The following is an 18,716-nucleotide window of genomic DNA, read 5'->3' on the forward strand; positions in this document are numbered from 1 at the left end:
CGGGCGCTGCCCCTGCGGGCGGCGCCCAGACCGGCACACAGGAGTCAGGATGGACACACGAGTCTCGGACCTGGCCGCCTTGCGCGGCTTCATCGACCGCCACCCGCGGCTGTTCGTGCTGACGGGGGCGGGCGTCAGCACTGACTCCGGCATTCCCGACTACCGCGACACCGAAGGCGAATGGAAGCGCAAGCCGCCCATGACGTTGCAGACGTTCATGGGCGACGACCTGGCGCGCGCCCGCTACTGGGCGCGCAGCATGGTTGGCTGGCGCCGCTTTGGCCACGTCAAACCCAACGATTCGCACCGGGCGCTGGCGCGGCTGGAGTCGCAAGGCCACATCAGCGTGCTGGTCACGCAAAACGTAGACGGCCTGCATGAAGCCGCAGGCAGCCGCGAGGTCGTGGACCTGCACGGCCGGTTGGATGAAGTGCGCTGCATGAACTGCGATTGGCGCGGTGGCCGCCAGCCCTGGCAAGAGGCCTTGCAGCAGGGCAACCCGTATTGGACGTCGCTGGACGCCACCGATGCGCCCGACGGCGACGCCGATCTGGACGGCGAAGATTTCTCGCAATTCACCGTGCCGCCGTGTCCGCGCTGTGGCGGCATCGTCAAACCGGATGTGGTGTTCTTCGGCGAAACTGTTCCGCGCGACCGTGTGGACCGCGCCAACGCGGGCTTGATGAGCGCCGACGCGGTGCTGGTCGTGGGCTCATCATTGATGGTGTATTCGGGCTACCGCTTCGTGACGGCGGCGGCGCGTAACGGCGTGCCGATTGCCGCCATCAACCTGGGCCGCACCCGCGCCGACAGCCTGTTGACCCTGAAGGTGGAACAGCCTTGCGCGGTGGCGCTGGACGCCTTGTAACCGGCCGGTTTTTGACCGGTTTAAGCAAGTGCTTGCCCCGTAAGGGATTTTTCCCGCTGTTACAGACCTTTCCAAAGGGTTGTCCACAGGAACTGTGGATAATTCCTAGGGATTACCCGCGTCTGCCATCTCTACCGCCTCGCCCAGCAGGGCCTTGCGGGCGGCGTGCCAGCTGCCGGCGTCGGGTGCGTACAGGAGCCCGCCTGTGCGGTGCGTAGGCTTGTAGGGCGATCCGTCAAAGCGCGCGGCATAGCCGCCGGCCTCGCGGTGCAGCAGCCAGCCCGCCGCGTGGTCCCACGCCGTCAGCTGGTTGTACAGCGCAATGTGGCAATGGCCGGCGGCCAGCATGCGGTATTCATGCGCGGCGCAACGCAGCGACGCGGTACTGGCCAAACGCGACAGATGGCTGTTGACGGTGGTGCGCAGCGGCTCGGGCAGGGCGCCCGTGGCGATCAGGCCATCCATGTCCTCCAGGGGCGCAGGCGGGGCCACGGTCAGCGGCACGCGCCGGCCGTTCTCGTATTCCATCCAGGCGCCTTCGCCGCGCACGGCCAGCGCGCTGTCGCGGTTGACCGGGTCGTAGATGACGCCCGCGATGACGTCGCCGCGATGGCAGGCCGCGATCATCATGCCGAACAGCGGCAGGCCCGCGACGTAGTTGCGAGTGCCGTCGATGGGGTCAATCAGAAAGGCCAGGTCAGCGTCGACCAGCATGTTCAGCAAGGCCGGGTTGCGCGCGGACGCTTCTTCACCAATGAGCACGGCACCCGGGTGCAGCTTGGCCAGCCGCGCGCCGATCATGCGTTCGGCGGCTTCGTCTGCGTCGGTGACCAGATCGCGCGGCGAACTCTTGCCCCGCACCGACCCTTCCGGCAGGTTGCGAAAGCGCGGCATGACTTCCGTCAGGGCGGTTTCAGCCAGCACGGCGGCAAGCTTGCGGGTGTCCTCAAGGGTAAAAGTTCTGCTCATTCGGTGTCATCCAGGGAACGCGCAAATCTATCACGCCTGAGCGGCAATTGATCGTGATTTATAAGTCACTGGATTGAAAGGACATTTTCCGGCTATGCAGGAGTTATCTGCCGGGTTGTCCACAGTTGCTGGGGATAAGCGCGGCGTGTCTGGTGACATGCCGGCTTATCCCCGGTGCGCGGCAGGGCGCCGCGCACCGGTTGGGCGTCAGGCGCCCAGATCCACGCAGAGGTACTTGATTTCGAGGTATTCCTCGATGCCGTACTTCGAGCCTTCACGGCCCAGGCCGGATTGCTTCACGCCGCCAAACGGGCCGACTTCGTTCGAGATCAAACCCGTGTTGATGCCGACGATGCCGTATTCCAGCGCTTCGGACACGCGCCAGATGCGGGCGTAGTCGCGCGTGAAGAAATAAGCGGCCAGACCGAAGATGGTGTCGTTGGCCATGCCAATGACTTCTTCTTCCGTTTCGAAGCGGAACAGCGGTGCGACCGGGCCGAAGGTTTCTTCGGTGGCAAAGCGCATCGACTGCGTCACGTCGCGCACGACGGTGGGTTCGAAGAACGTGCCGCCCAGTGCATGCGGCTTGCCGCCAGCGATGACCTTGGCGCCGTGGGACGTCGCGTCAGCGATGTGTTCCTGCACCTTTTCAACGGCGTTGGCGTCGATCAGCGGACCTTGCGTCACGCCATCACCAAAGCCGTCGCCCACCTTCATGGCGTTGACCTTGGCGACCAGGCGCTTGGCGATTTCTTCGTACACGCCGGCCTGCACGTAGATGCGGTTCGCGCATACGCACGTCTGGCCTGCGTTGCGGTACTTGGAGGCCAGGATGCCGTCGACCGCGCGGTCCAGATCGGCGTCGTCGAACACGATGAAGGGCGCGTTGCCGCCAAGTTCCAGCGACAGCTTCTTGATGGTCGGGGCGCATTGCTCCATCAGCGTGCGGCCGACTTCGGTGGAACCCGTGAAGCTCAGCTTGCGCACCACGTCGCTTTCGCACAGGGCGGCGCCGATGTCGCGCGAGCTGCCGGTGATGACGTGGAACACGCCAGCCGGCACGCCGGCTTCTTCGGCCAGCACGGCCAGCGCCAGCGCGGTCAGCGGGGTTTGCTGAGCGGGCTTGACGACCATGGTGCAACCGGCAGCCAGCGCGGGGCCGACCTTGCGGGTGATCATGGCGGCCGGGAAGTTCCACGGCGTGATGGCGGCGGTTACGCCGATGGGCTGCTTCAACGCCAGCAGGCGCTGGCCAGCCTTGGGGCTTTGCAGCACGTCGCCGTCGATGCGCTTGGCTTCTTCGGCAAACCATTCCAGGAACGACGCGGCGTAGGCGATTTCGCCGGCGGCTTCGGTCACGGGCTTGCCCTGTTCGGACGTCATGATGGCGGCCAGATCTTGCTGGTTCTGCATCATCAGTTGCGCCCACTTCAGCAGGATCGCGGCGCGTTCCTTGCCGGTCTTGGCGCTCCAGGCCGGCAGCGCGGCTTGGGCGCTGGCGATGGCCTGTTCGGTTTCCTTGCGGCCCAGCTTCGGCACGGACACGATGGTCTTGCCGGTGGAGGGGTTGTCCACCGGAATCGACGCGCCATTGCCGGCGCCAACCCACTTGCCGTCGATGTAGCAGGCGTCGCGCAGCAGTTCAGGGCGCGACAGGGGGTGAGTCAAAGCGGTCATTATCGGAGTCTCCTTGAATGAAATGCAGCGGGGTCAGGAAACGGCTGCGGGCGTGGCGGTAAACCGCTGCACGCCCGCAATTGCCATGCCTGCCCACCGGCTATCGGGGTTCAGGCCCTGAACGTCAAGCGGCCAGCGCTTCCGACAGGATAACCAGCGCGCGGTCGAATTGCGCGTCGGGAATCGTCAGCGGGTACAGGAAGCGCAGCACGTTGCCGTACACGCCGCAGCTCAGCAGGATCAGGCCTTGTTCCAGCGCGCGCGCTTGCACACGCTTGACGGCTTCGGCGTCCGGCTTGCCATTGGCGTCGTTCAGTTCCAGCGCCACCATCGAACCCAGGCCGCGCACATCGGCGATACCCGGGACCTTGGCGCGCAGGCCTTCCAGATGGGCGCGCAGCTTCTCGCCCAGCACGTTGGCGCGGTCGCACAGCTTTTCTTCAGCGATGACGTCCAGCACGGCGTGCGCGGCGGCAACTGCCAGCGGGTTGCCGGCGTACGTGCCACCCAGGCCGCCAGCGGCCGGGCCGTCCATGACATCGGCGCGGCCGACGACGCCCGAAATCGGGAAGCCGCCGCCCAGGCTCTTGGCCATGGTGATCAGGTCGGCTTGCACCGAGTGGTGTTCCATCGCGTAGAGCTTGCCGGTGCGGCCAAAGCCCGTTTGCACTTCGTCAGCGATCAGCAGGATGCCGTGCTCGTCGCAGAGCTTGCGCAGCGCGGTCATCAGTTCAGGCGGGGTGATGTTGAAGCCGCCTTCGCCTTGCACCGGTTCGATGATGATGGCGGCCACGCGCTTCGGATCGATGTCGCACTTGAACAGCAAGTCCAGCGCCTTGAGCGAGTCAGCCACGCTGATGGCTTGCGTGGCGTTGGGGAACGGCACGTGATAGATGTCGCCGGGCATCGGGCCGAACGACAGCTTGTACGGGGCGACCTTGCCGGTCAGCGCCATGCCCAGCATGGTGCGGCCGTGGAACGAACCCGAGAAGGCGATGACGCCCGAGCGGCCCGTCGACGAACGCGCAATCTTGATGGCGTTTTCTACGGCTTCGACGCCGGTCGTGAAGAAGGCGGTCTTTTTCAGGCCGTCGATGGGGGCCAGGCGGTTGATGCGCTCTGCCAGCGAGATGTAGCCTTCATACGGCACGATCTGGTAGGCGGTGTGCGTGAAGTTGTCCAGCTGGGCGGACACGGCGGCCTTGACCTTGGGGTGCAAGTGGCCGGTGTTCAGCACGGCGATGCCGCCTGCGAAATCGATGTATTCCTTGCCGTTGGCGTCCCACAGCGTGGCGTTTTCAGCGCGCACGGCGTAGAAGTCGCACATGACGCCAACGCCGCGCGGCGTGGCCAGGGAACGGCGGGTATTCAGGTCCTGATTCTTCATCTCTGCCTCGGGGAACGTGATGGGCGGGAAAAACCTTATTTAATGCTACGATGGCCCCATTTGTGGGAACCACTTTGATAAAACAGGTAGAACCAATTGCGGTCCATTGTTGGTGACTTGCTTCTGCTGCGCTTGGCAGATGGCTCTACTGAGCCGATGAACAAGCGCCTGTATCGCGGAATCCGTGAAGCGATCCTCGATGGCGCCATCGCGGCGGACTCGCGGCTGCCCGCCTCACGTGACCTGGCCGCCGAGCTCGGCATCGCCCGCAACACCGTCGTTCACGTTTACAGCCAGCTGCTGGCCGAAGGCTATACGCGCAGCCGCCAGGGCAACGGCACCTTCGTCAACGCGTCGGTGCCGGACTCGTATCTGGCCAGCGGCCGCCGCCTGCGCCAGCCGCCGCAAGCCCAGCCGGGGCCGGCGCTGTCGCCGCGTGGCGCGGCCATCGTCGATGGCGTGTCGGCCTCGCCTTATCAATGGGGGGCGTTCATGCCGGGCGTGCCCGACCTGACCGAATTCCCGCACAAGAAGTTTGGCCGCATTTTCAGCGCGCTGTGGCGCAACCCATCGCCCGACTTGCTGACTTACGCCTACGGCGGCGGCCTGCCTGCGCTGCGCGAGGCCCTGGCCCAGCATCTGGCGCTGACGCGTTCCATCGATTGCGACCCGGAACAAATCATCATCACCGAAGGCTCGCACCAAGCCATCGACCTTACCACCCGCATCCTGGGCGAAGCCGGCGAAACGGCGTGGGTCGAAGACCCAGGCTACTGGGGCGCCCGCACCATCCTGCAAGCCAATGGCCTGCACACCGTGCACCTGCCTGTCGACGAAGAAGGCATGCGCCTGCCTGAAACAGTGGGCACGCCGCCGCGCTTCATCTTCGTCACGCCGTCGCATCAATATCCGCTTGGCCCTGTGATGTCGTTGACCCGGCGCCGCCAGTTGCTGGCCGTGGCGCGGCAGTGTGGCAGCTGGATCATCGAAGACGATTACGACAGCGAGTTCCGCTTCTCGGGCCGGCCCATTGCATCGCTGCTGGGGCTGGAGCCGGACGCGCCCGTCATCTATATGGGTACGTTCAGCAAGACGCTGTACCCGGGGCTGCGCGTGGGCTATCTGGTGCTGCCCAAGCCGCTGACGGCGGCGTTCCAGGCGGCGCACGCCGAGCTGTACCGCGAAGGCCACTTGATGACGCACGCGGCGCTGGCGACCTTTATTTCAGAAGGCCATTACGCCGCCCACATCCGCCGCATGCGCATGCTGTATGGCCGGCGGCGCGCAATGCTCGTCAACCTGATCGAACGCCGCCTGGGGCCGGATTGGCTGCATCGCGACGCCAGCATGGCGGGCTTGCATCTGGTGCTGACGCTGCCGCCGGACATGGATGACCTGCGCGTGGTGGACGTGGCGCGCAGCAAGGGCGTGCTGACGCGTGCGCTGTCGCGTTATTACGTGAATGAAGCAGGGCGGCGGCCGGGGCTGCTGTTGGGGTACGCCTGTGTGCCCGAGCACGACATTGCCCGCAAGTTCGAGGTGTTGCTGGAAAGCCTGGCGGAAGTGGCGCGCAAGCCGGCCGCGGCTTGAGCGGTGCCCGTCAGGGTTAAAACGGTACCAAGGCGGCATCACAAGCATCCGCACGGCGTCAGAACGGAACTAAAACGGCAACAGCGCCGACGCGAAGGCGGCGGCGTTGCGCATGCCTTGGTCTTCAAAGTTGGTATTGAACACGGCGTGCGCCTGCGCGCTTTGCGTGGCCAGCCGCGAAAAGCGTTCCGCCAGCTCTGCCAGTTCCTGTTCGGTGTACTCGTATTGAAAGCGCCCCGACGAGGCCGTGCCCGACACATTCCACGCGTCGGTGTTGCGGCCGTGCAGGCGCAGCAAGGTCAGATCGGGATGTGTGCATTCCCATATGGCGGGCACCGTGTTCTCAAAGCCTTGCGGCGCGTCGACCACCGTGTGCACCACGCCCAGGTCGCGTTCAAACGCTAGCGTGTCCGCGATGGCGGCTGGGCTGTCAAACCAGCTGCGATGCCGGAACTCCACGGAAATCAGATGCTCTTCCATGCGCCGCGCGCAATCGGCCACATGCGCGCGGCCCCGCGCATCGCGCCGGACCCAGGGCGGAAACTGGAAATGCACCGCGCCCAGTTTGCCCGGCATGCGCAGCGGTTCCAGCGCCAGCTGATAGCGGCGCCACAGCGCATCGCGCAAGTCTTCCGGCATCTGGCCGTGATAGATGATGGGCTCCGGCCAATCGTCCAGTTCGCGCTGGATGTCGCGGGGCAGGGCGGCAAGCGGCGTCTGGTGGCCGGTGAATAGCCGGAAGGCCTTGATGTTGAAGACAAAATCGTCCGGCGTGCGTTGGTCCCAAAGATAGGCGTTGTCGGCCGAGGGCAGGGCGTAGTAGCTGGAATCGACCTCGGCCAGCCGGTAGCGCGAGGCGTAAAAGCGCAGCCGCGATTCGGCGCTGCGGGCCTCGGGCGGGTAGAAGCGGCCGCAGGCAAGCAGGGTGGGATCGGTCCAGGAGGCGGTGCCGGTCAGAAGGCGCATGGGGGGGAATCGGGTTCGTATCGTGCCGGCGGCGGGGCCGGCTACGCTGCTATGATAGCTGGATAAATAGCCAGTCATTGGCCGCCAATTCAGCCCAGCCCGCCGGTCAGGTTTTGCCGCCCAGCCGTGCCCAGCGCCGTCACAACGCGTCATGCCCGATCAGAATCCCGCTTCTACTCCCGCCCGTCCCGACCCTCTGGCCGACTTGAATCCCGCGCAGCGCGAAGCTGCCGAATTCGGCGTGGCGGGCGCTGCCGGCGATGACGGCCCCTTGCTGGTGATTGCCGGGGCGGGTTCAGGCAAGACCAACACGCTGGCGCATCGTGTCGCGCACCTGATCCTGAACGGCGCCGATCCCCAACGCATGTTGCTGCTGACCTTTTCACGCCGCGCCGCGCAGGAAATGGATCGCCGCGTGGGTTCGGTATTGCAGCGAGTGATGAACCTGCGCGGCTCGCAACAGGCGCCGTCGCTGCCGTGGGCCGGCACGTTCCACGCCATCGGCGCGCGCCTGCTGCACGACTGCGCGCTGCGCATCGGCCTGTCGGAAGCCTTCACCATCCATGACCGCGGCGACGCCGAAGACCTGATGGGGATGGTGCGGCACGAGCAGGGCCTGTCGTCCACCAAATCCCGTTTTCCCTTGAAAGGCACATGCCTGGCCATTTATTCGCGCGTGGTCAACAGCCAGACGCCGGTGGCCGACGTGCTGAAAACGTCATTCCCTTGGTGCGCCCAATGGGAAGACGAACTGAAGAATCTGTTTCGCGGCTATGTGGCCGCCAAGCAGGATCAGCAGGTGCTGGACTACGACGACCTGCTGCTCTACTGGGCCGAGATGATGTCCGACCCCGGCATCGCGGCCGACGTGGGGGCGCGGTTCGACCACGTGCTGGTGGACGAATACCAGGACACCAACCGCTTGCAATCGGCCATTCTGCTGGCGATGAAGCCCGATGGGCGCGGGCTGACGGTGGTGGGCGACGACGCCCAATCCATCTATTCCTTCCGCGCGGCCACGGTGCGCAACATCCTGGACTTCCCGACGCAATTCCCCAAGCCCGCGCGCGTCATCACGCTGGACCGCAACTACCGTTCCACGCAGCCCATCCTGAACGCATCGAATGCGGTGATCGGGCTGGCGACGGAGCGCTTCGCCAAAGACCTCTGGACGGATCGCGCGTCGTCGCAATTGCCTGAACTGGTGACTGTCAGCGATGAAGCCGGTCAGGCGCGTTGGGTGGCCGATCAGGTGTTGGCGCAGCGCGAGGGCGGCGCCACGCTGAAATCGCAGGCGGCGCTGTTCCGCACGGCCAGCCACAGCGCCGCGCTGGAACTTGAGCTGACCCGCCGCAACATCCCCTTCGTGAAATTTGGCGGTCTGCGCTTTCTGGAAGCCGCGCACGTGAAGGACTTGCTGTCGCTGTTGCGCTGGGCCGAGAACCCGCGTGGCCGCATGGCGGGCTTTCGCGTGGCGCAGCTGATGCCGGGCATTGGCCCCGCCACCGCCGGCAAACTGATGGACGCCATGTCTGCGTCCGCCGAACCGCTGCAAGCCCTGCGCGAATTCAAGCCGGGCGCAGCCGCCCAAGAAGAGTGGGGCGCGTTTGCCGACACCTACGCGGCCTTGTGCGACCCCGGCCTGCGCTGGCCCGCAGATGTCGATCTTGCCCTGCGCTGGTATGCCGGCCAGCTCGAACGCCTGTATGACGATGCCCGCGTGCGCAAGACCGATCTTGACCAGCTGGTGCGCCTGGCCGCGGGCTATCCGTCGCGCGAACGCTTCTTGACCGAACTGACGCTGGACCCGCCCGATGCCACCAGCGATGAGTCCGGCGCGCCGTCCCGCGACGAGGACTACATGATCCTGTCCACCATCCATTCGGCCAAGGGCCAGGAATGGAAGGCCGTGTACGTGCTGAACGTGGTCGACGGCTGCATTCCGTCCGACATGAGCACGGGCACCGCCGAGGAAATCGAGGAAGAACGCCGCCTGCTGTACGTGGCCATGACGCGCGCGAAAGAACGCTTGCAGCTCATCGTGCCGCAACGCTTTTATGTGCATCAGCAAACGGGCATGGGCGACCGCCATGTGTACGGCTCGCGCACGCGCTACATCACGAATGCGATGCTGCCGCTGTTTGACCATCTGCCCAAGCCGCCCGCACTGTCTGATTTACCCGGCGGCGGCCAGCCCAAGGAACCCCAGGCGCCCAGCATCGACGTCACCAAGCGGGTGCGCAGCCTGTTCTCCTAGCCTGGGCTATCATCGGCCGATGTTTATAAGTTGTCCGGTAGGGTTCGCGTTGCCAAAGGAAGTCCATGTCCGCCGAAGATAGTTTTGCCGACGCCCACAAGGGCGAGGTGGTCGCGTCGATTGCCTACGTGAACGGGCGCCGCGACCGCGAAGTTCCCATCGACGAGGTGGGGCAGCACATCACCCGGTACAACAGCCAGCCCCAGGGCCAACCGCCCGGCATGTTGTGGATAGGTCTGCGCAACCCCACGCCGGAATTGCTGGCCCGGATCACCGGCGAACTGGGCGCCTGCGGCAAGAACCAGGAAGAAATGCTGGAGCCGCACCGGCGGCCGAAGATCATCGACTACGGCAACATGGTCCTGATCGTGACCATCACGGTCGAGGTCGAAGCCGAACGGCCCATCTTTGGCGAGACCCAGCTGCTGATTGGCGACGGCTTTCTCGTCACCGTGCGCCGGGGTGCGACGGCGGCGCACAGCCCCTTGCGTGAACGGCTGGAAGCCTCGCCCGATTTGCTCAAGCGCGGCAGCGATTACGTGGCATCTGAAGTGCTGGACTGGCTGGTTGACCGCTATGTGGCCGCGGCCGGCAAGATCGAAAGCGTGGTCGAAGGCGCCGAACAAAAGCTCCTGATCCGCGGCGCCAAAGACACCGATATCCGCAGGCTGTACCGGCAGCGCCGCGACCTGCTGCGCATACATACCGTGGTGTCGCCGATGGCCGAGATCTGCCGCCGGCTGGCGCGCGTCGAGATGTCGGCGGTGGACGAACATGCACGCCCGTACTTCGGCGAAGTGGCCGACCGGGTGCTGCGCGTGGACGAACTGTTCAATGCCTTGCGGGAATCGCTGGCCTTCGCGTTTGAAGCCAGCCTGATGATCGGGCAGGCGGCGCAGAACGACACCACCCGCAAGCTCGCGTCCTGGGCCGCCATTCTGGCGGTGCCAACGGCTATTGCCGGCATCTACGGCATGAACTTCAAATTCATGCCCGAACTGGAATCGCCCTGGGGCTATCCGATTACGCTGGGCGTCATCGCATCGATCTGTTCGGTGCTGTATTGGCGCTTCCGCAAGTCGGGCTGGCTGTAGGCGCGGGCTCGGGAAAGGGTGAGAGCGGGAGCACCCCGCCAAGCGGGACATTTTCCTCTCATTACGCCGGTGGAAACGGGGCTGGCTGTGGCAAACTTCCTGCGTTTCTAACGTGGAGTGTGGCCGGTGCGTGGCAAACCCCCTTTTCGCGGCGGCAGCAAGCTGACCGCCCTGATCGTCGCCGTGATCCTTGCGGCGGCGGGCGCCATCGTCAATTGGCTGCAACCCGACGGGCGGGATCAACAACGCCCGTCGTCAACCTCGTCCCCCTCCCGCCCCGGCCCTGCCTTGGCGGGCGGCATTCCGCAAGGCAGCTATACGCTGACCGGCCCCATCGTGAACGTGTCCGATGGCGACACGGTCACGCTGCGCGCGCCCGACGGCCAGCGCCGCATCCGCATGGACAGCATCGACGCCCCTGAAGAAGGCCATGGCGCTGACCAGCCCGGCCAGCCCTATGCCGAGGCGTCCCGCAAGAATCTGGCGAGTCTGGTGGCGGGCAAGACGCTCACCGCCCAATGCTACGAACAAGACCAGTACGGCCGCGACGTGTGCGCGCTGATCCTGGACGACGGCCGTTCGGCCAACCGCCTGCAAGTGGAATCCGGCTACGCCTGGGCCTACACGGCCAGAAAAGGCGACTATCTGCGCGACAAGGCCATGCCCGACCTGCAACGCCAGGCCAAGGACGCCAAGCGCGGATTATGGGTCGATCAACACGCCATGCAGCCCTGGAAATGGCGCTACGACTGCTGGCGCCAACGCCAGTGCGGATGAGCCCGGCCGGTAGGGGGATGCCTGGGTACTGGCTCTGTCCCGCGTTTGCTATCCTCTGTCGCAACGATTTGAAGGGAAGGTTTCCATGCGTGCACTGAAGCGGCTCTGGGCGACAGCCATGCTGCTGTTGCTGGCGACGACGGGCTGCTCGCAAGAAAGCCCCATCAACAGCCCGTATCCGTCCGGCGCGGAAAGCCAGAACACGTTTTTCTCAGCGTTCGCGTCGCGCTCGCCCAAGTACCTGGACCCGGCCAACTCTTATTCCGGCGACGAAACGCCTTATACCTACAACATCTATGAACCGCTGTACGGCTATCACTATCTGAAGCGGCCGTACGAATTGGTGCCGCGCGCGGCCCAGTCCATTGATCCCCCGGTCTATCTGGATGCGCAGGGCAAGGAACTGCCCGCTGATGCGCCGGGCGACCAGATCGCCGAAAGCGTTTACGACATCAAGATCCGGCCCGGCGTGCGCTTTCAGCCGCATCCGGCCTTTGCCCGCAAGACGGACGGCAGCTACGACTACTACCCGCTGGCAAGCGGCGAGCTGGACGACAAGTTCTACATTCCCGATTTCCCGCGCACCGGCACGCGCGAACTGACCGCAGACGATTACGTCTACGCCTTCCGCCGCCTGGCCAGCCCGCGCGTGGCTTCGCCCATTTATTCCGTCATGGCTGACCACGTCGAAGGCATGCAGGAATACGGCGACCGCCTGCGCAAGCGCGACCAGGCCCTGCGGCGTGACATGCCCGGCGGCAGCACGCCGCCCTGGCTCGACTTGCGCGAACCCGATGGCTTCACCGGCGTACAGGCGCTGGACCCCCACACGCTGCGCGTGCGCGTCAAGGGCAAGTACCCGCAGTTCAAATACTGGCTGGCCATGACCTTCACCGCGCCCGTGCCGTGGGAAGCCGACCGCTTCTACAACCAGCCGGGCATGGCCGAACATGATTTGTCCTTGAACACGTGGCCGGTGGGCACGGGGCCGTACATGATGGCGGAGTCGTTGACGAACCGCCGCCACGTGCTGGTCCGCAACCCCAACTTCCGCGGCGAACCCTATCCCTGCGAAGGCGAACCCGGCGACAAGGCGGCTGGCCTGTTGGAAGACTGCGGCAAGCCCACGCCCTTCATTGACCGCGCGGTGTTCAGCCTGGAAAAGGAAGCCATCCCGCTCAGCGGCAAATTCATGCAGGGCTATTACGACGTGCCGCAGATTGAACGCGGCGAGTACGGCGTGGCCATGCTGGTGGCGGCGGGCGACAGCGAGGACAAGGCGCGCCTGTACCGCGACCGTGGCATCCGGCTGCCAACCACCGTCGAAACCTCGATCTGGTACATGGGTTTCAACTGGCAGGACCCGGTGGTGGGCAAGGGCGACACGCCCGAGCAGGAAGAAAAGAACCGCAAGCTGCGTCAGGCCATCAGCATCGTGTTCGACTGGGAAGAGTACGTTGCCGTGTTTGAGAACAGCCAGGCGTCCGTAGCGCAAGGGCCGGTGCCGCCCGGCGTGCTGGGCTACCGCGAACCGCCAGAAGGCGTGAACCCCGTTGTCTACGACCTGGTCGATGGCAAGCCCGTACGTAAATCCCTGGACGTGGCCAAGCGCCTGCTGGCCGAAGCGGGCTACCCCGACGGCCGCAACGCCAAGACCGGCGCGCCGCTGGTGCTGTACTACGACGCCATGCAAGGCGGCGGCTCCAACCCGCAGTTCGACTGGATGCGCCGGCAACTGAACAAGCTGGGCGTGCAACTGGATTTGCGCTCTACCGACTACAACCGCTTCCAGGACAAGATGCGGCGCGGCGCGGCGCAGATTTTCCTGTGGGGTTGGGTGGCCGATTACCCCGATGCCGAGAATTTCCTGTTCCTGCTCTATGGCCCCAACGCCAAGGCCAAGACGGGCGGCGAAAATGCCGCCAACTACGCCAGCCCGGAATTCGACAAGCTGTTCGAGCAGATGAAATTCCTGGACGACGGCCCCGAAAAAGAACAGCTGATCGCCAAGATGGTGGCCGTGGTGCAGCGCGACGCGCCCTGGATGTTCGGCTACTACCCGATGTCGGCGGGCGCGTATCAGCAGTGGGTGGGCAATGCCAAGCCCACGCAGATGGTGCGCAACACGCTTCAGTACATGAAGCTGGACCCCGCGCTGCGCGAGCGGAAGATTGACGAATGGAACTCGCCGATCTGGTGGCCGATCGGCGTACTGATACTGCTGTTGGCGCTGGCGATCTGGCCGTCATACATCGCGCTCAAGCGCCGTGAACGCCAGACGGCGTTTGGCCCCGCCGTCCGTAAGGAGCATCAATCATGATCGGCTATGTGATCCGCCGGCTGCTGTATGGCGTGCTGATTCTGATCGGCGTGAACCTCTTCACCTTCATCCTGTTCTTCGCCGTCAACACGCCGGACGACATGGCGCGGCTGGCCATTGGCGGCCAGCGCGCCAGCCAGGACGCGGTTGAAAAATGGAAGGCCGAACGGGGCTACGACAAACCGCTGTTCTTCAATGCCAAAGCCGAGGGCGCGTCGCAACTGACCGATACCGTCTTCTATCAGCGCTCGGTGCCGCTCTTGGCCATGAAATTCGGGGCGTCCGACAACGGGCGCGACATCAGCCGCGAGATCAAGACGCGCATGGGCCCCAGCCTGGCGCTGGCGGTGCCCACCTTCATCCTGGGCCTGTTCGTCAGCATTGTGTTTTCGCTGACGCTGGTGTTTTTCCGGGCGACGCGGCTGGACTTCTGGGGCGTGGTCGTGTGCGTGCTGCTGCTATCGATCTCCGGCCTGTTCTACATCATCGCGGGCCAGTGGGTCTTCGCCAAGCTGATGCGGCTGGTGCCGTTCTCGGGGTTTTCGGGCGGGTTGGACGTCGTCAAGTTCCTGGCGCTGCCGGTGCTGGTGGCGATTGTGTCGCGGCTGGGGCCTGAAGCGCGCTTTTACCGCACGCTGTTCCTGGAGGAAATTGGCAAGGACTACGTGCGCACTGCGCGCGCCAAGGGCCTGGCCGAACGCGTGGTGCTGTTCCGCCACGTGCTGCGTAACGCCATGCTGCCCATCCTGACCAGCACGGTTGCCGCCTTGCCGCTGCTGTTCATGGGCAGCCTGATCGCGGAATCCTTCTTCGGCATACCCGGGCTGGGCAGCTACACGATTGACGCCATCAACGCGCAGGACTTTTCGGTGGTGCGCGCCATGGTATTCCTGGGCGCGGCGCTCTATATCGTGGGCTTGATCCTGGCCGATATTTCCTACACGCTGGCTGACCCCCGCGTCCGATTCGAGTAGCCGCCATGCCCAAGATCGTCTTCCTGTGGACCGATGTCGCGCTGTGGCTGATGGTGCTGAGCGCGCTGGCCTACCTGTGGCATGTGCGCCGCAGCCCCAACCTGCGCGCCACCTGGGCGCGCGTGGCGCGCGACACGCCCGCGATGTGTTCCGCTGTCATCCTCGTTGCCTTTTCGGTGGTGGGGCTGCTGGACTCGGTGCACTACCGGCCGCTGTTGCCGCCCGCGCCGGGCGCCGCCGCTGACGCGCCGCCCGTCTATGCGCCCGCCGTCAAGTCGGCGCTGGACGGGCTGTTGACCGGCACCGTGCTGACCCAACCTGAAAAGAACTATTCACAGCCGCTGGCGGCCTATCTGTTCCTGAAGGAAACCATGCTGGTCAATGACCAGCCGGTGCGCGACTTCCCGCGCTTGCGCGGCGCCGCCACGCACCTGACCGATCCCAAGCAGGAACGCACAAGCGATGTGCTCACGCGGTTGGGCTTCGGGCTGGCGGGCGGCTTGGCCGTGGCGGTGGCGGGGGCGGCCATCCTGTTCGCAGGCTTGGCGCGGCGCGAGAAATCGGCAGCGGCCGCGGCCGATGCCTTGCTGCTTGGCCAGTCCGACATCCCATGGCGCGCCATGGTGATCACCTTCACCGGGCTGTGCCTGTTCGCAGGCGCGCTGGCGGGCTTGTCCAGCGGCTATCACGCGCTGGGCACTGACCGCATTGGCAACGACGTCTTGTGGCAGGCGCTCAAAAGCATCCGCACGGCGCTGGTCATCGGCAGCCTGACCACCATCGCCATGCTGCCGCCCGCCATCATCTTCGGCATCGCGGCGGGCTACTTCAAGGGTAAGGTCGACGACGCCATTCAATATCTATACACGACCATTACGTCGATTCCCGGTGTGCTGCTGGTGGCCGCCTGCGCGCTGATGATGCAGGTGTACATCGACAACCACGCGGATCTTTTCGACACCTCGGTGGCGCGCGCGGATTTGCGCCTGTTTCTGCTGTGCATGATCCTGGGGTTCACAGGGTGGGCGGGGTTGTGCCGCTTGCTGCGCGCTGAAACGCTCAAGCTGCGTGAACTGGAATACGTGCAGGCGGCGCGCGCATTTGGCGTGTCGCACTGGCGCATCATGACGCGCCACCTGTTGCCCAACGTGGCGCACCTGGTGCTGATTACCGTGGTGCTGGAATTCTCGGGGCTGGTGCTGTACGAAGCCGTGCTGTCGTACCTGGGCATTGGCGTCGACCCCAGCATGAATTCGTTCGGTTCGATGATCAATGGCGCCCGGCTTGAGATGTCGCGCGACCCGATGATCTGGTGGAGCCTGATGACGGCTTTCATTTTCATGCTGGCGCTGGTGCTGGCGGCCAACCTGTTCGCGGACGCCGTGCGCGACGCCTTTGATCCGCGCACCCGCCGCTACAAGCCCAGCCGGATGGCGCGGTTGGGCGGGTGGGGCGGCCTGATCGGCCGTCGTTCGGCGCCGGCGCTTGGCGCCGAACCGCGCGCCTCGAAGTCCGGAGACGCACCATGAACGCCCCGACTCCGTTGCTTGAAGTCCGCGGCCTGGAAGTGGACATTGTCGGCGAAAGCGGCATGACGCATGCCGTCAAACGCCTGGAACTCGCTATTTCACAGCGCGAGACCTTTGCGCTGGTCGGCGAATCCGGCTGCGGCAAAAGCATTACCGCGCTGGCGCTGCTGCGCTTGCTGCCCGATGCCGGCCGCATTGTCGGCGGGCAGATCGATCTGGACGGCGAAGACCTGAACCGGTTGCCCGAAAGCGCCATGCGTGGCGTGCGCGGCGGTCGCATCGGCATCATCTTCCAAGAGCCGTCCACCAGCTTGAACCCGGTTATGCGGGTGGGCGACCAGATCATCGAAACGCTGACGGCGCACACGCCGTTACGCGGCGCCGCCGCACGCGCACGCGCCATCGACTGGCTGCGGCGCGTGGGCATTCCGGAGCCCGAGCGGCGCGTGGATGATTACCCGTTCCAGTTCTCGGGCGGACAAAAGCAGCGCGTCATGATCGCCATTGCGCTGGCGGCGGAGCCCTTGCTGCTGATCGCGGACGAACCCACCACCGCGCTGGACGTCACCGTGCAGGCGCAGGTGCTGGATTTGCTGGCTGACATCCAGCGGGAAATGGGCATGGCCGTGCTGCTCATCACGCACGACCTGGCCGTGGTGAAAAATGTGGCGCACCATGTGGCGCTGATGCGCGGCGGCGAAATCGTTGAAAGCGCCAGCGCCGAGGAATTTTTCCGCGCGCCCAAACACCCCTACGCGCGCCAATTGTTCGAAGCCATTCCCACCTTCGAAAAGCGCGGCGTGCCGCTCACCGAACACGGGCGTCAAGCCATTGCGCGTGACGACCGCCGTCGCACGAAGCCGCGCGAGGCGGGCGAGGTGGTGCTGGACGTGCAAGATCTGAAAGTGCATTACCCCATACGCAAAGGTCCGCTGCGGCGGATTGTGTCGTGGGTCAAGGCCGTGGATGGCGTCACGTTTTCGCTGCGTGCCGGTGAAACCCTGGCGCTGCTGGGTGAATCCGGTTGCGGCAAGACGACCACTGGCAAGGCCTTGCTGCGCTTGATCGACGGCGCGCGGATTTCGGGCCGGGCCATGCTGCAAGGCAAGGATGTGCTGACGGCTGACCGCCGCACCTTGCGCGACCTGCGCCAAGACATTCAGATCGTCTTTCAGGACCCCTATGCCTCGCTCGATCCCCGCATGCGCGTGGGCGATATTCTTGACGAAGGCCTGGAGTCTCTGCGCCGCGGCATGAGCCAGAAAGCGCGCGCCGCGCATGCCGCGCAGTTGATCGAACGCGTCGGCTTGCCCGCCAATACGCTGACACGCTATCCGCATGAATTCTCGGGTGGACAGCGCCAGCGCATCGCCATTGCGCGGGCGCTGGCGGTTGAACCGCGCGTGCTGATTTGCGATGAACCCACGTCCGCGCTCGACGTTTCCGTCCAGGCGCAGATTCTGGATCTGCTGCGCGAGCTGCAAGACGAACTGGGCATTGCCTACCTGTTCATCACCCACAACTTTGGCGTGGTGGAATACCTGGCCGACCGCATCGCGGTCATGGATGGCGGGCAGATCGTCGACCTGGGCCCGGCGGACACGGTGCTGCACGCGCCGCGCCATGCGGTCACGCGGCGCTTGCTTGATGCGGTGCCGCGCTTGCAGTTTGGCTCATGAAAAACGCGCCCTGATCCGGTGGGATCAGGGCGCGTAAAACGCTTTGGGGTAAAACTTGCGCGGGGCTGGCTCAGAGATCGTCGTGATGCGCGCTGCGCGTCTCCAGCCAGACCAGCGTGTCATGCCGCAAGGTGCGCACGCATTGCGCCAGGAAGGCATGAACCGTTTCCATCTCGGCGGTGTCGTAGCGGCGCGCCATCAACATGACCGCATCGGCAACCCACTGGCGTTCCTGCGACAGGTGCTGGCAACGTTCCTCAACCGGCCGGATCACGATCATCCGGCGATCCAGCGGGTGGCGGCCGCGTTGCACATAACCCGCCGCCTCCAGCCGGTTGATCAAGGCCGTGGCGCCGCCTGAGCTGATGCCCATCAGTTGGGCAAGCTGCCCGGTGGGCAGGGCATCGAACTCCATCACCAGTTCCAGCGCTTTCAGGTCGGCCAGGGGGATACCCAGCTTTTCCGCCAGCGCGGACTGGCATGCGGCGTTGTAAACCGAGAATTGACGGCCCAGCATCAAGGCGATGTCGTCAAGCATTCCCGGGCGCAGTTCACTCGTGCGAGATTCTGGCATCACGGTCACATGCTCATGGTGTATGAGGTTTTCTTGAAGCATGGTGTTACTCCCA

The 18,716-nt window shown here is 65.0% G+C and carries 14 protein-coding genes; 9 read left to right on the forward strand and 5 right to left on the reverse strand.

Annotated features, from left to right (window positions below; all coding sequences use genetic code 11):
• Positions 1–49: 49 nt before the first annotated feature.
• Positions 50–868: an NAD-dependent protein deacetylase gene (locus AC1DB0_RS15500; RefSeq protein WP_054426517.1), complete on the forward strand. Its 819-nt coding sequence runs from the start codon at positions 50–52 to the stop codon at positions 866–868.
• Between the two features lie 105 nt (positions 869–973).
• Here the strand turns inward: AC1DB0_RS15500 and AC1DB0_RS15505 are convergent, their stop codons facing one another.
• The 3 genes from AC1DB0_RS15505 to AC1DB0_RS15515 all read right to left on the reverse strand — a co-directional run bounded on the left by AC1DB0_RS15505 (position 974) and on the right by AC1DB0_RS15515 (position 4,901).
• Positions 974–1,837 (reverse strand): inositol monophosphatase family protein, encoded by an 864-nt coding sequence (locus tag AC1DB0_RS15505; RefSeq protein WP_054426516.1) that lies wholly within the window; start codon positions 1,835–1,837, stop codon positions 974–976.
• A gap of 207 nt (positions 1,838–2,044) precedes the next feature.
• Entirely contained in the window at positions 2,045–3,514 is a 1,470-nt protein-coding gene (locus AC1DB0_RS15510) for an NAD-dependent succinate-semialdehyde dehydrogenase (RefSeq protein WP_054426515.1), read from the reverse strand.
• 124 nt (positions 3,515–3,638) lie between these two features.
• Entirely contained in the window at positions 3,639–4,901 is a 1,263-nt protein-coding gene (locus tag AC1DB0_RS15515; RefSeq protein ID WP_054426514.1) for a 4-aminobutyrate--2-oxoglutarate transaminase, read from the reverse strand.
• Between the two features lie 96 nt (positions 4,902–4,997).
• On the opposite strand from AC1DB0_RS15515, the gene pdxR reads away from it, so the two are divergent.
• Positions 4,998–6,491 (forward strand): MocR-like pyridoxine biosynthesis transcription factor PdxR, encoded by a 1,494-nt coding sequence (gene pdxR / locus AC1DB0_RS15520; RefSeq protein ID WP_441371510.1) that lies wholly within the window; start codon positions 4,998–5,000, stop codon positions 6,489–6,491.
• Between the two features lie 69 nt (positions 6,492–6,560).
• On the opposite strand, the gene AC1DB0_RS15525 is transcribed toward pdxR, so the two are convergent.
• Positions 6,561–7,457: a DUF72 domain-containing protein gene (locus AC1DB0_RS15525; protein ID WP_441371511.1), complete on the reverse strand. Its 897-nt coding sequence runs from the start codon at positions 7,455–7,457 to the stop codon at positions 6,561–6,563.
• Between the two features lie 151 nt (positions 7,458–7,608).
• Between AC1DB0_RS15525 and AC1DB0_RS15530 the strand changes: the two genes are divergently transcribed.
• From AC1DB0_RS15530 to AC1DB0_RS15560, 7 genes are all read left to right on the forward strand, one after another.
• On the forward strand, positions 7,609–9,714 hold the full coding sequence (locus AC1DB0_RS15530) for an ATP-dependent helicase (protein WP_476757246.1): 2,106 nt from the start codon (positions 7,609–7,611) through the stop codon (positions 9,712–9,714).
• A gap of 65 nt (positions 9,715–9,779) precedes the next feature.
• Positions 9,780–10,808, forward strand: coding sequence for a magnesium and cobalt transport protein CorA (locus AC1DB0_RS15535; protein WP_054426510.1), 1,029 nt, complete (start codon positions 9,780–9,782; stop codon positions 10,806–10,808).
• Between the two features lie 126 nt (positions 10,809–10,934).
• A complete protein-coding gene (locus tag AC1DB0_RS15540) occupies positions 10,935–11,585 on the forward strand; it encodes a thermonuclease family protein (protein ID WP_476757247.1) in 651 nt (216 codons plus the stop codon).
• Between the two features lie 85 nt (positions 11,586–11,670).
• Complete coding sequence (locus AC1DB0_RS15545; RefSeq protein WP_054426508.1) at positions 11,671–13,905, forward strand: ABC transporter substrate-binding protein; 2,235 nt, start codon at positions 11,671–11,673, stop codon at positions 13,903–13,905.
• On the forward strand, positions 13,902–14,879 hold the full coding sequence (locus AC1DB0_RS15550; RefSeq protein WP_054426507.1) for an ABC transporter permease: 978 nt from the start codon (positions 13,902–13,904) through the stop codon (positions 14,877–14,879). The genes AC1DB0_RS15545 and AC1DB0_RS15550 overlap by 4 nt, the downstream gene beginning before the upstream one ends.
• Positions 14,880–14,884: 5 nt before the next feature.
• On the forward strand, positions 14,885–16,408 hold the full coding sequence (locus tag AC1DB0_RS15555) for an ABC transporter permease (protein ID WP_054426506.1): 1,524 nt from the start codon (positions 14,885–14,887) through the stop codon (positions 16,406–16,408).
• Complete coding sequence (locus tag AC1DB0_RS15560) at positions 16,405–18,087, forward strand: ABC transporter ATP-binding protein (RefSeq protein ID WP_476757248.1); 1,683 nt, start codon at positions 16,405–16,407, stop codon at positions 18,085–18,087. Before AC1DB0_RS15555 ends, AC1DB0_RS15560 begins: the two co-directional genes overlap by 4 nt.
• Positions 18,088–18,157: 70 nt before the next feature.
• Here the strand turns inward: AC1DB0_RS15560 and AC1DB0_RS15565 are convergent, their stop codons facing one another.
• Positions 18,158–18,661 (reverse strand): MarR family winged helix-turn-helix transcriptional regulator, encoded by a 504-nt coding sequence (locus tag AC1DB0_RS15565; protein ID WP_245636434.1) that lies wholly within the window; start codon positions 18,659–18,661, stop codon positions 18,158–18,160.
• Positions 18,662–18,716: the final 55 nt, after the last annotated feature.

The organism is Achromobacter sp. 10T422, assembly GCF_056394065.1.

What these genes read in the sequence shown, in the direction of transcription:
- AC1DB0_RS15500 (WP_054426517.1), top strand. Translation starts at nt 50, where the DNA reads ATGGACACACGAGTCTCGGACCTGGCCGCCTTGCGCGGCTTCATCGAC.
- AC1DB0_RS15505 (WP_054426516.1), bottom strand. Translation starts at nt 1,837, where the DNA reads ATGAGCAGAACTTTTACCCTTGAGGACACCCGCAAGCTTGCCGCCGTG.
- AC1DB0_RS15510 (WP_054426515.1), bottom strand. Translation starts at nt 3,514, where the DNA reads ATGACCGCTTTGACTCACCCCCTGTCGCGCCCTGAACTGCTGCGCGAC.
- AC1DB0_RS15515 (WP_054426514.1), bottom strand. Translation starts at nt 4,901, where the DNA reads ATGAAGAATCAGGACCTGAATACCCGCCGTTCCCTGGCCACGCCGCGC.
- AC1DB0_RS15525 (WP_441371511.1), bottom strand. Translation starts at nt 7,457, where the DNA reads ATGCGCCTTCTGACCGGCACCGCCTCCTGGACCGATCCCACCCTGCTT.
- AC1DB0_RS15530 (WP_476757246.1), top strand. Translation starts at nt 7,609, where the DNA reads ATGCCCGATCAGAATCCCGCTTCTACTCCCGCCCGTCCCGACCCTCTG.
- AC1DB0_RS15535 (WP_054426510.1), top strand. Translation starts at nt 9,780, where the DNA reads ATGTCCGCCGAAGATAGTTTTGCCGACGCCCACAAGGGCGAGGTGGTC.
- AC1DB0_RS15545 (WP_054426508.1), top strand. Translation starts at nt 11,671, where the DNA reads ATGCGTGCACTGAAGCGGCTCTGGGCGACAGCCATGCTGCTGTTGCTG.
- AC1DB0_RS15550 (WP_054426507.1), top strand. Translation starts at nt 13,902, where the DNA reads ATGATCGGCTATGTGATCCGCCGGCTGCTGTATGGCGTGCTGATTCTG.
- AC1DB0_RS15555 (WP_054426506.1), top strand. Translation starts at nt 14,885, where the DNA reads ATGCCCAAGATCGTCTTCCTGTGGACCGATGTCGCGCTGTGGCTGATG.
- AC1DB0_RS15560 (WP_476757248.1), top strand. Translation starts at nt 16,405, where the DNA reads ATGAACGCCCCGACTCCGTTGCTTGAAGTCCGCGGCCTGGAAGTGGAC.
- AC1DB0_RS15565 (WP_245636434.1), bottom strand. Translation starts at nt 18,661, where the DNA reads ATGCCAGAATCTCGCACGAGTGAACTGCGCCCGGGAATGCTTGACGAC.